The sequence below is a fragment of the Streptomyces sp. NBC_01508 genome, assembly GCF_045040315.1.
Taxonomy (GTDB): Bacteria; Actinomycetota; Actinomycetes; order Streptomycetales; family Streptomycetaceae; genus Streptomyces.
This window is the reverse complement of the sequence record NZ_CP109419.1, coordinates 7759580-7770901: the sequence shown is the minus strand read 5'-3', so window position 1 is coordinate 7770901 and position 11322 is coordinate 7759580. Positions and strand designations below refer to the sequence as shown.

General features: G+C 72.3%; 11 protein-coding genes and 1 pseudogene. 8 read left to right on the top strand and 4 right to left on the bottom strand.

Features of this window, described 5'->3' with window-relative positions; translation table 11 throughout:
- Window position 1: 1 nt before the first annotated feature.
- The 5 genes and pseudogenes from OG700_RS35745 to OG700_RS35725 form a co-directional block, all read left to right on the top strand.
- Window positions 2–832: a DeoR/GlpR family DNA-binding transcription regulator gene (locus OG700_RS35745; RefSeq protein WP_405622218.1), complete on the top strand. Its 831-nt coding sequence runs from the start codon at window positions 2–4 to the stop codon at window positions 830–832.
- Window positions 829–1326 (top strand): SRPBCC family protein, encoded by a 498-nt coding sequence (locus tag OG700_RS35740; RefSeq protein WP_405620948.1) that lies wholly within the window; start codon window positions 829–831, stop codon window positions 1324–1326. Before OG700_RS35745 ends, OG700_RS35740 begins: the two co-directional genes overlap by 4 nt.
- A gap of 171 nt (window positions 1327–1497) precedes the next feature.
- Window positions 1498–3474: a hypothetical protein gene (locus tag OG700_RS35735; RefSeq protein WP_405620946.1), complete on the top strand. Its 1977-nt coding sequence runs from the start codon at window positions 1498–1500 to the stop codon at window positions 3472–3474.
- Window positions 3475–3599: 125 nt separating this feature from the next.
- Window positions 3600–3758 (top strand): hypothetical protein, encoded by a 159-nt coding sequence (locus OG700_RS35730; protein WP_405620944.1) that lies wholly within the window; start codon window positions 3600–3602, stop codon window positions 3756–3758.
- Window positions 3755–3937: pseudogene (locus tag OG700_RS35725) on the top strand (SRPBCC family protein); the annotation flags it as partial. The gene OG700_RS35730 and the pseudogene OG700_RS35725, both read left to right, overlap by 4 nt.
- A gap of 144 nt (window positions 3938–4081) precedes the next feature.
- Here OG700_RS35725 and OG700_RS35720 read toward each other — a convergent pair.
- Window positions 4082–5191, bottom strand: coding sequence for a PLP-dependent cysteine synthase family protein (locus tag OG700_RS35720; RefSeq protein WP_405620942.1), 1110 nt, complete (start codon window positions 5189–5191; stop codon window positions 4082–4084).
- A 291-nt stretch (window positions 5192–5482) separates the two neighbouring features.
- Between OG700_RS35720 and OG700_RS35715 the strand changes: the two genes are divergently transcribed.
- Together OG700_RS35715 and OG700_RS35710 are read left to right on the top strand one after the other, a co-directional pair.
- The gene (locus OG700_RS35715; protein WP_405620940.1) at window positions 5483–5800 is read left to right on the top strand and encodes a hypothetical protein; all 318 of its coding nucleotides are present in this window, start codon (window positions 5483–5485) and stop codon (window positions 5798–5800) included.
- Between the two features lie 181 nt (window positions 5801–5981).
- The gene (locus OG700_RS35710; RefSeq protein ID WP_405620938.1) at window positions 5982–6512 is read left to right on the top strand and encodes an ATP-binding protein; all 531 of its coding nucleotides are present in this window, start codon (window positions 5982–5984) and stop codon (window positions 6510–6512) included.
- Window positions 6513–6525: 13 nt separating this feature from the next.
- Here the strand turns inward: OG700_RS35710 and OG700_RS35705 are convergent, their stop codons facing one another.
- Window positions 6526–7956 carry an amidase gene (locus tag OG700_RS35705; protein WP_405620936.1) on the bottom strand — a complete coding sequence of 477 codons (1431 nt, stop codon included), beginning with the start codon at window positions 7954–7956 and terminating at the stop codon, window positions 6526–6528.
- 132 nt (window positions 7957–8088) lie between these two features.
- Here OG700_RS35705 and OG700_RS35700 point away from each other — a divergent pair, with 132 nt between their 5' ends.
- Window positions 8089–8739, top strand: a complete 651-nt coding sequence (locus OG700_RS35700) for a TetR/AcrR family transcriptional regulator (RefSeq protein ID WP_405620934.1) — start codon at window positions 8089–8091, stop codon at window positions 8737–8739.
- Between the two features lie 261 nt (window positions 8740–9000).
- Here OG700_RS35700 and OG700_RS35695 read toward each other — a convergent pair whose 3' ends face one another.
- Entirely contained in the window at window positions 9001–9861 is an 861-nt protein-coding gene (locus OG700_RS35695) for a YhjD/YihY/BrkB family envelope integrity protein (protein ID WP_405620932.1), read from the bottom strand.
- Between the two features lie 183 nt (window positions 9862–10044).
- Complete coding sequence (locus tag OG700_RS35690) at window positions 10045–11268, bottom strand: ROK family protein (RefSeq protein WP_405620930.1); 1224 nt, start codon at window positions 11266–11268, stop codon at window positions 10045–10047.
- Between the last annotated feature and the right edge of the window lie 54 nt (window positions 11269–11322).

Below are 11322 nucleotides of genomic sequence, written 5' to 3'. Positions count from 1 at the left end.
GGTGAGCGACAACCAGAACCTCCTCGCGGAACAGCGCCGCGCCCTGATCCTCGACGAGGTGCGCAGGCGCGGCGGTATCCGGGTCAACGAGCTGACGCGCAAGCTCAACGTCTCGGACATGACGGTCCGCAGGGACCTCGACGCGCTCGCCCGCCTCGGCGTCATCGAGAAGGTGCACGGCGGCGCCGTACCGGTGGTCGATGCGAGTACGCACGAGCCGGGCTTCGAGGCCAAGTCGGAGCTGGAGTTGAGCGCCAAGGAGGACATCGCGCGGGCCGCGGCGGCCATGGCGGTGCCCGGCCGGGCGATCGCGCTGTCGGGCGGCACCACCACGTACGCGCTGGCGCACCATCTGGTGGACGTACCCGATCTGACGGTGGTGACGAACTCGGTGCGGGTCGCCGACGTGTTCCACGCCGCGCAGCCCGCCGGGACGTCGGGCGGTCAGCGCGCGGGCGCGGCCACCGTCGTACTGACGGGAGGGGTCCGTACGCCGTCGGACTCGCTGGTGGGGCCGGTCGCCGACCAGGCGATCCGCTCGCTCCACTTCGACGTGCTCTTCCTGGGTGTGCACGGGATCTCCGCCGAGGCCGGTCTGTCCACGCCGAATCTGGCGGAGGCGGAGACGAACCGCCGTTTCGTGCGTTCGGCGCGCCGGGTGGTGGTCGTGGCCGACCACACCAAGTGGGGCACGGTGGGCCTGAGTTCGTTCGCGACGCTGGATCAGGTCGACACCCTGGTGACCGACGCGGGGCTGTCCGCCGAGGTGCGCGAGGAGATCATGGAGCATCTGCCCGGCCTGGTGGTGGCCGGGGAATCGGCGGACCGGTGACCGTCTTCCGTATCGCACGGCGTACGGCGCTGCCCGCCGACGAGGCCTGGCGGCGGATCACCGACTGGCCGGCGCACGGGCGCCGGGTGCCATTGACGCGGATCCGGGTCGAGACGCCGGGACCGACCGGCACCGGGACGGTGTTCGTGGCGCGTACGGGGCTCGGGCGCGTGCGGTTCGACGACCCGATGGAGATCGTCCGCTGGGAGCCGCCCGCACCGGGGAGCCCGGGGCGCTGCCGGCTGGAGAAGCGTGGCCGGGTGATCACGGGCTGGGCCGAGATCGAGGTGACACCGGCGTCGGCGCGGGAGACCGGGGAGACCTGGCAGATTGGTCAGACGGACTCCGGAGCCGACGGCCGCACCGTGGTGTGCTGGGCCGAGGAGTTGCGCGTCAGCTTCCTGCCGCGCTTCCTCGACCGGGTGACGGCGCGCACGGGACGCGTCGTCTTCGGCCGCGTCGTCGACGGCCTTCTGCGTGGTCAGGAGCGCTGAGCACCCTCAACACCGGCCACAAGCAGGACGGTTGCCCGACGACTGCCCGACTGCCCGGGTGTCCGGGTGCCCGGGTGCCCGGGTGCCCGGGTGCCCGATGTGACGTTCGCACGATTCACTCGTTTACCCGTCGAGTGACCGCGCATCCGCACATCGGAAGGCTGAGCCTCGATGCCGACACACCGGCGAGCGACCGACGACACCCTGCCGGGGAAGCGCCCCGGCGTCGACGAGGCGGAGGCCGCCCTTGTCGAGCACTATCCACGGCTCGTACGGCTGGCCTATCTCACCCTCCCGCCAAGTCTCGGCCGCCACCGGCGAGTTCTGACCGCGCACGCCGTGGTCCAGCGGGTCCTGCCCCGCTCGCGCAAGGGTGACGCCTCCTCCCCCGTGCCCGCGCAGCGCGGTACGACGGGCGCCGCCTTCGCCTGGATGCGTGAACGGGTGGTCCGGGACGCCCTCGACAGGGACGGTCGCCCCCGCAGCCGGCGCGCGTTGGTAGCCCGGTGGCTGCCGCAGCTGCCCGCCGTCGTGGGGCTGCGGCTCTTCCCGCGCGCCGGTGGCGGCGACGAACTGGCCCTGGACCAGGCGCTGTTCGCGGTCGGCTCACCGGCCCGCGCCGCGCTGGCCCTGCTGGTGCTGGAGGGCATGGCGGCCGCCGAGGTCCGTGCGCTGCTGACGGCGGCCGGGGTACGGGACCCGGCGGGCGCGCTGCGGACCGCCGAGCGGCTGGCGTCCGAGCGCGGCGGCAGGACCGAAGCGCTGCTGGGCGCACCGGAGTTCGACCCGTGCACGGTGCAGACCCGGCCGACGGATCTGCTCCGGCGGCGGCATCGTCGGCGCGTGGCCGGCGCGGCGACCGTGGTGGTGGCGCTGGCGTGTTCGGTCCTGATCGCCATGCCCGGCCACGACGCGCGGGAGCCGACCGCCGTCGCGGGCAGGGCCGACGGCGCGGCCCTCGCACGGGCGTTGGACCCGGCGCTGCTGGAGCGCGCGAGCGGCGACGCGTGGTCCGACACCTCGCGGGTGGACTTCTCCGTCTGGCCGGCGCGCGGTGACCGTACCGGCGATCCGGCGCTGCTGGAGCGGGCACTGCGGGTCTGGGGCAAACCGGGCCCGGCCGTCCGGATCTCGGCCACCACGGGCACCGGCACCGTGCCGCCCGCCGCGCCGCCCCGGCTGCTGTACGCGGGCGAGGTCGGCGGCGCCGCGGTCGTCCTGCTGCACGACGGGCAGCGGGTGGCGCGGTACGCCGAGCCGGTGTCGGGTGACGGCGCGCCGGCGCTGGACTTCGCCCGTACGGACGACGCCGATGTGACGACGGCCGCCGCCGTGGTCGTGAGTCGCGGTCCGGACGGCGTGCGCTATCTCCTCGCCCCGTGGATCGCCGAGTCCACGACACGGGATCTACTGGCGCCCGAAACGCCCGATACGCCCGCCGATGACCTCGACGTGTCGCAGGACGGTGTCACCGGTCCGGTGCCGTCGCCGTCGCCGGGCGGCGACTGCTCGTCCTGGCCGGTGCTGCGACTGCGCTCGTCGGAGAAGATCGTGGAGCGGCACGCGTTCCTCGTCACCGATCTCGGTGATCTCTCGCCGGCGCATCTGACATACACACCGCTGCCCGGCACCGGCGCGCCCGCGCGTCAGCCGCGCGAGGCGACCGGCGGTGCGGCGCTGGCGAGTTGGGCGCGTACGGCGTGCTCGCTCAGGAGCCTGCGGGGATCGGGTGTCCGCGCGGTCAACAACTGGGCCTTCGCCGAACAGAAGCTGCCCGAGACCGGCGCGCGGTCCACCTGGGTGTGCACGCGGGCCGACTCCTGGCGGGGACCCGGCCGGATCATGGTGCAGTTCCAGCAGCCCGCCTCGTCGCCCGTCGAACCGAGCACGGTGGTGGCGCAGGACCGTGACACGGCGTCGTGCAGCAGGTTCGGCCAGCATGTGCTGGCCGGGACGCGCTGGAAGGCGCCGTCCGGTACGTGGTTCCTGCTGGCGGCGGGCAGCCGGGACGTCACGCGCATCACGGCCACGGGCGGTGTCCGGGCGGACGAGCCGGTCAGGACGCTGGCGGTCCGGGCGCCTCGGGAGAGTTCCGTGGACCTGACGGGGCGGCTGGCCGACGGCCAGGAACTCCGGTCGGTGCGCTGACCGGGCCGGCCACGGGCACGGAGCCGGGGGTGTGCGGGGGGGCTGCGGTGACGTGCGGCGCCTCCGCGCCATATATCGGCGGGGCCGCCACGTACGCCCGTCGATCTCCTGGGACGGTGATGCTCATGACGAATCGTCAGATGCGGTCCGTGGAGCTGGAGTTCGCCGAATCGGCGCCGGTCCGGCTGGTGTTCACCGCCGAGGTGGCCGCGCCGCCCGCCGGCAGTGAACCGGGCGCCGGCCGTGAACCACCGAGGCGTGGCCCCGGTGGTTCACGGCGATGAGCGCGGCGCGGGCGACACCCGGCGGCCGTGGGGTCCGCCCCAGGATGGGCGGTTCGTTCACGGAGACGGACCTGGTGGCCGAGCCGGGGATCCGCTGCGCGTACCGCGTCGACCGGACGGCCGCGCCCGGACCGCACGCCCTGCTGGAGGACTGGCGGCTGACACCCGCAGGCACCGGCACGCCGGTGCGCTGGACGTTCGCGGCGGACGGCAGCCGGCCCTTCCGCGTCTTCCTGCCGATGTTCCGCCCGGGAAGGGCGCGCACGTTCAGTGTGTGTCGATGCGGCGGCTGGACCGCAGGCTCGCCACCTAGGGTCTGTCGGTCAGTCGGACCAGACGCCGGTGCGCAGGAAGTCCTCGATCGTGCCGGTGTACGGCGCGATGTCGATGCCCTGCGCGACGAGCCAGTCGTCGGAGTAGTACTTGTCGAGGTAGCGGTCGCCCGGGTCGCAGATCAGTGTCACCACACTGCCCTTGCGGCCGTCGGCCACCATCTCGGAGACGATCTTCAGCGCGCTCCAGAGGCCGGTGCCCGTCGAACCGCCCGCCTTGCGGCCGATGTTCCGCTCCAGCACGCGTACGGCGGCGATGCTCGCCGCGTCCGGCACCTTCATCATCCGGTCGACGGCTCCGGTCACGAAGCTCGGCTCCATACGCGGTCTGCCGATGCCCTCGATGCGCGAACCGCGGTCACTGGACGCCTGAGGGTCGCAGTGGGTCCACCCGTCGAAGAAACAGGAGTTCTCCGGGTCCGGGACACAGACCATGGTGTCGTACTGCGTGTAGCGCACATAGCGGGCGATGGTCGCCGACGTGCCGCCGGTACCGGCCGTCGCGACGATCCACGCGGGCTCCGGGTAGCGCTCCAACCTCAGTTGCTGGTAGATCGATTCGGCGATGTTGTTGTTGCCGCGCCAGTCGGTGGCCCGCTCCGCGTAGGTGAACTGGTCCATGTAGTGGCCGCCGGTTTCGGCGGCGAGATTCGCCGCCTCCGCGTACATCCCGCGCGAGTCGTCCACGAAGTGGCAGCGCCCGCCGTGGAATTCGATCAGCCGGCACTTCGCGGGGCTGGTGGTGCGCGGCATCACCGCGATGAACGGCACACCGATCAGCTTCGCGAAGTACGCCTCCGAGACCGCGGTCGAGCCGCTGGACGCCTCGATGACGGGCTTCTCGGGGCGGATCCAGCCGTTGCAGAGCCCGTACAGGAACAGCGAGCGGGCAAGCCGGTGTTTGAGGCTGCCGGTCGGATGGGTGGACTCGTCCTTCATGTACAGGTCGATGCCCCACGAATCGGGCAGCGGGAAGAGCAGGAGGTGGGTGTCGGCCGAGCGGTTGGCGTCGGCCTGGACCTTGCGTACGGCCTCTTTGAGCCAGGCCCGGTACGCGGGGTCACCGCGGTTCACGTCGATGGTCTGCTGCCGCTGCGTCATGCGCGTCGTCCCCTGTCCCGCCGGTGCCGTGTCCGCCGGTGCCCGCCCGCTCCGGTCACCGGTGGGGCACGGGCGCAACAGTAAGCCCTCGACCTGCGCAAACCGTGCCTTTGGGGATCCATAGCCGCGCCTTGGACACCGGGGCCGCCGGGCTCCGGGCACGGGCGTGACGGGCTCCGGGCACGGGTCGTGAGGGGTCGCGCGGGGCGGCTGGGGAGGTCGCTCTGGCGCCCACGCGCCGAGTTGTGCAGACTTCCCTACAGGGAACAGCACGGAGGGGGCGGATCAGCCATGGCGGAACCGGAGTTCAGCGCGAGTGGCGTCGAGATAGAGCGCTGGCCCCGCTCGCTCACGAAGGCGGGCCGGGTACTCATCCAGGACGGCAGGCTGGCGCTGCTGACCAGCTACGGACGGGTCATCGACAGCGCGCCGCTGCGGGCCGTGCAGGCGGCGAAGCCATGGTTCCGGGGGGACGACAGCACGGTGGCGACCGTGAACGGCACGCGCTACCGGCTGACCATGGGCCGGGGCGGCCGGCGGCCGGAGGGCAGAGTGCTGGCCGGCCGTTTCCTGGAGACCGTACGCAGGGCGGGGGCGGCGAAAACCTGACCTCGGGCGCCGCGAGTTGCGGTCCCGTAGCGGGTGGTTCACTCTGGTGTACATCACTCAGGGTGAACCGGTGGTGACGCTGCGATCCAGCCCCGCCGGGCAAGACAGCGGCGAGCCTCGCGAGTGAGCTGCTGGATTTTGATCCATGCCTTCTTCCGGACTCAATCGGGGAGTCGCAGCCGTGATCAGCCAGCCAAGCAGGCAGTGCACGGTGGAGCTCCAGGCCCTGCCGTCGCGGATCCGTCAGGTCCGCAGAATCGTTTCCGCGCAATTGCGCTACTGGCAGCTCGACCCACTCATCGACCAAGCGGCGCTCGGCGTGACCGAGCTGCTCACCAACGTCCACCGGCACGCGCAGCCGGACAAGATGTGCACCGTCGACATCGAGTTGCTGCTCGACCGCCTCACGGTCTCGGTCCACGACCACGACCCGCGCCTGCCGACCATCAAGGAGGCCGATCCGCTCGACGTGTGCGGGCGCGGTCTCGCCCTGATCGACGCGGTCAGCGAGAGCTGGGGCGTGCGCGCGGAGGGCGACGCGGGGAAGGTCATCTGGTTCACGCTCCCCGCCCCGTCGGCCGCCGTTCCGCCCCGGAATCCGGTGTACGGCGCGACGACCGACGGCCCCTTCTCGTACGGCTCCTTCGCGGGGATCCGGGCCGTGGCCGGGGAGCGCGAGCAGACCGCCGCCCGGTCGGCCGTCGTCGGCTGACCGGACCAAGGGCTCAATAAGCCCGGTCTCCCACACGCGGGTCGACCGGTGTGAGAACGCCGAGCCGGTCCTCGATCGCCTGGGCCGCGCCCAGGCACAGGTCCTCCCGGAACGCGCGCCCGACAATCTGCACTCCACAGGGGAGCCCGTCGACCATCCCCGTCGGTACGGCCACACCGGGCACGCCCACGAAGCTGGTCACGCTGCACAGCCGCATCCCCGACCCGACCCGGTCCCTACCTGACCTGTCACGCGACTCCAGGCCCGGCTCGACCGGTGGCTCGGTGAAGACCGGGCCGAGCAACAGCGGGTATTCGTCGAGGAATTCGGCCCATGAGCGGCGGATGTTCATCCAGGTGCCCATCAACTTCACGAACTCGTCCACGCTCGCGGGCGGGGTCTGCTCCATCATCATCTCGATATAGCGGTCCCCGCCCCCGCCGAGCAGCTCGCGTACCACCGGCCAGGTCGGGGCGAACTCAGTCACAGTGATCCGGCCGTACGCCTCAAGGGCCTCGTCCAGCCGCGGCACGTCCCCCACCTCGCGCACGTCGTACCCGGCGTCGCGAAGCGCGTCGGCCGCGGTCGCGACGGCTCCGCGAACCGTGGGATGGACGCCGTGCCCGCCAGGGTCCGCCACGACCGCGATCTTCACGCGCCCGGGGAGCGGTTCGCCGTATGCGGGCACCGGCACGGCGCGTGGGTCTCGCGGATCGGTCCCGGCCAGCACCTCGTAGACAAGCCGAAGATCGCCCACACTCCGGGCCAGCGGGCCGTCGGTGACCAGTATCTGGGACGCCGGTCCGGGGTCGTCCGGGCCGAAAGCGCGGTGGTCGGCAGGGAACCGGCCCGTGGACGGCTTCAGCCCGGCCACACCACAGAACTGGGCCGGGATGCGCACCGATCCACCGGAGTCGTTGCCGAGCCCGAGCGCCGCCATGCCCGTGGCCACGGCCACCGCGTCGCCCCCGCTGGAGCCGCCCGGGGTCCGGCTGCGGTCCCACGGGTTGACCGTGTCGCCGAACAGCTCGCTGCGTGTGTGCATCCCCGCAAGGATCATGGTGGGGATGTTGCTGTGCCCGATGGGGATGGCCCCGGCCGCGCGCAGCCGCGCCACCGGGGGTGCGTCGGCCGACGCCACCAGATCACGGAAGCGCACCACACCGAACGTGGTCGGCACGCCTTCGATCGCGGTGCTCTCCTTCACCGTGAAGGGCACGCCGGCGAGCGGTCCCAGCGTTTCACCGGCCGCCCGCCGGCGGTCCGTCTGTGCCGCGGCCTCACGTGCGCGCTCCGCCAGGAGCTGGGTGACCGCGTTCACCTGCGGGTTGACCTCGGCGATGCGATCCAGGTGGCTGTCGACCAGTTCGACAGCTGAGACTTCTGCGCTGCGCACAGCCTCCGCCTGCGCGGCGGCTGTCATCTTCCACAGGGCGTCCGGCATGACTCTTCCCTTCTCATCCACGTACCGATGCGGTTGCATCGGAACTTGAACCGTACCCCTTGAATCGATACGAGCGCATCGCATAAAGTGCCGAGAAGACAGAGCGCCGCGAAACAGGGAGCAGACCGGGGCATGCCAAGGCAGGTGGATCACGCAGGCCGACGTCGCCTTATCGCCGAGGCCGTCTGCCACCTCGCCGACGAACGCGGGCTGGAGGGTGTGACCCTTCGCGACGTCGCGGCCCGCGCGCAGGTGTCGATGGGCGCCGTTCAGCGGTGCTTCCGTACCAAGGAAGAGATGCTCGTGTTCGCTCTCGGGCACATCAGTGAGCGGATCATGGAGCGCGTACAAGCCCGCCTGGTCAGGAGCCCGGCCCAGTCGGCCGGTACCGCCCTGGGGCACGCGGCCGCCGAGATCTCACTGCTTCGGGAGGAGCACCGCGCCGAGGCCAGGGTCTGGCTCGCCTTCGTCGCGCAGGCGGCTGTCAGCAAGGTGCTCGCAAGGACGCTGAAGGCGAACTACGCAACCCTGCAGGAGGCGTTCACCCACCTCATCTCGGAAGCCGGCGAGGGCGCCGACCGTGCCGTGCCACTCGATCCGCAACGCGAGGCCCGCACTCTCCTGGCCCTCGCGGACGGCCTCACCACGCACGTCCTCATCGGACACCTCACCCCGCAAGAGGCACACGACGTCCTCCACGCACACCTGGCCGGACTCTGGGAGCAACCAGTTCGGCCTCCTCGCACCGCCTCGAACCTCCCGAACCGCTCGACCGCACACTGACCCACCTGCACCATCAGGGTTGCCGACCGCACAGCCTCTCCCTTCCCCGGGCTCACCACTTCCGTGTGGACCGGCCGAGCCGCGTGAGGCGAGGAAGCGACAGGCGTATCGGGCTGCCCGCGTACAGCGTCGGCCGTCGCCGGGGGCGAGCAGGCCGGCGACCTCGGCGATCGCCTCCGGGGCCGGGCTTGCGATGGGTGATGGACACCGGCCGCGTACGGCCCTTGAGCGGGCGGGACAGGCCCCCTTGGGGCGTACCGCTCAGGTCTCGTCCAGATCTTTCAGACGCCGGAACACACGGCCTTCGTGGGCGAGACGGCCCACCAGCGCCCCTCCGTAGACGACGAAGCCGACGCCGACGAGCCAGGACTGGAGGACCAGGACCGTCCCGAAGGGGCCGTAGGTGACGGCGCTGGAGGCGATCAGCGGCGAGAAGACGAGCTGCGAGAAGCCCCGCAGGCCGAGCAGGCCGAGAGTGGTGGCCACGGCGCCCGGCAGCAGCGCCTTCCAGCGGACGCGCCCGCCGAGCAGGACCCACTGGGCGAACCAGAAGAAGAGGAACGTGCCGATGACGTCCAGCACGACGACCGTCAGCGGGCCGGTGACATCGCCGGAGGGGGACGGCGTGTTGACGAAGCCGAGCAGCGCGGCGACCAGCACGGCGAGGAAGACGACATGGCGCCACATGGTGTGCCAGCGCGCAGTGGGCAGCTCCCACACCTTCTCGTAGCCGGTCTGCACGGCGGAGCCGAAGGTCAGTCCGAAAACCGCGAGCGCGGCGAGACCGAAGGCGGTGGTCCGTTGAAGTGCCGTGTCGGGCACCCCGAACAGCCGCTCGACCTGGAGCTGGGACTCCTGGGTGACGCCGATGGCCTGGCCGAGCCAGCGCGCGAAGCCGTGACCGCTGTCGGGCTGGGCCGCCGCGACCAGCACCAGCACCGGGACGAGAGTGAGGAACCCGAGCGCCGCGAAGCCCATGGCCCGGTGCAGCAGTTCCATCTCGCGCCCGCGGGTCCAGGCGAGCCCGACCGGCGAGACGCGCAGCCGCCGGTCCAGGCGCTGGAACCAGCGTGGCGGAGACGGTGGGGGCGGCGGCTCGGTGCCGGACGACTTCTCGGTCATACGGGGTGACCTACCCGCGATGGTCTGGCGGGCCGTCAACGGTGCGGCCGGACGGGTGGTCGGACGGTGTTTGGACGGCGTTTGGACGGGTGGCCGGGTCCGGATGGCCGACTCAGGCGGCGGGTCAAGGCCGGCACCGGCGGTCGGCGTCGGGGTCGGCGGTCAAGGTCCGGCCCGCTCAGGTCAGGTCAGCGCGGCCAGGGGGTCGTCCAGGACCGGCTGCCAGGCCAATTCGGCGGCGCCGACCAGGCTGTTGTGGTCCAGGGTGCACGCGAGGATCGGCACGCTGCCGCTGCGCCCCCACAGGCTGCGGTCGGCGACGACGGCGCGCAGCCGGGCGGGGTCGGCGTCGAGCAGTTCGCGGTGCAGGCCGCCGAGGATGACGCGGTCCGGGTTGAGGATGTTGACCAGTCCGGCGAGCCCTTGGCCCAGCCGGTCGATGAGTTCTTCGGCCGCCGCCCGTACGGACCGGTCGCCGTACTCCCCACGGAGCAGGTCGCGCGACTGCTGGAGCAGGGACACCTCGGGGCCGGGGTCCCGGCCGGCCGCGTCGAGGAAGGCGAGCGGGTCGGTCTCGACGTCGAGACAGCCCCGGCTGCCGCAATGGCAGGGCCTGCCCTCGGGGTTGACGGTCAGATGGCCGACTTCGAGGGCGAGTCCCGAACTGCCCGTGTGCAGACGGCCGTCGACGACGAGCGCGCCGCCGACGCCGCGATGTCCCGTGGCGACACAGAGGAGTTGGCCGGCGCCCCGGCCCGCGCCGTGCCGGTGTTCGGCGAGGGCCGCCAGGTTGACGTCGTTGCCGGTGAAGGCGGGGCCATCGATGCCGGCGGCGCGCACCTGTTCGACGAAGAGGCCGCGTACGGGGGCGCCGGCCGGCCAGGCGAGGTGCAGCGGGTTGAGCGCGGTGCCGTCCGGTTCGGCGACCGCCGAGGGGACGGCGAGTCCGGCGCCGACGCAGCGCCGTCCGCTGTCGCGCAGGAGGGCGGCGCCTTCGGCGACGACCGCGCCGAGCACCTGGGCGGGGTCGGAGGAGACGGTGACGCAGCCGGGCGCGGTGGCGACGGTACGGCCGCCGAGGGCGACCAGCGCGGCGCGGAAGCCGTCGGCGTGGACCTGGGCGGCGAGGACCACGGGGCCGGTGTCGTCGACGGAGAGGCGGTGCGAGGGGCGGCCCTGGGAGCCGGCCGCGGCGCCGGGGCGGGAGTCGACCCGGATCAGGCCGAGCGCTTCCAGTTCGGCGGCGACGGCACCGGCCGTCGCGCGGGTGACACCCAGTTCGGAGGTGAGCACGGCGCGGGTGGGCGCGCGGCCCGTGTGAACAAGTTCCAGTGCGGGGCCCAGCGCGCTGCGGCCTCTCTCCAGTCGTGTTCTGGTCGTCGTTGCCTTGTCGGCCCTGCCGTTCATGGAGGTGAGTCTCCCATGATCCCGGCGCTGAACCGCCGTCTTGTACGGATCGGT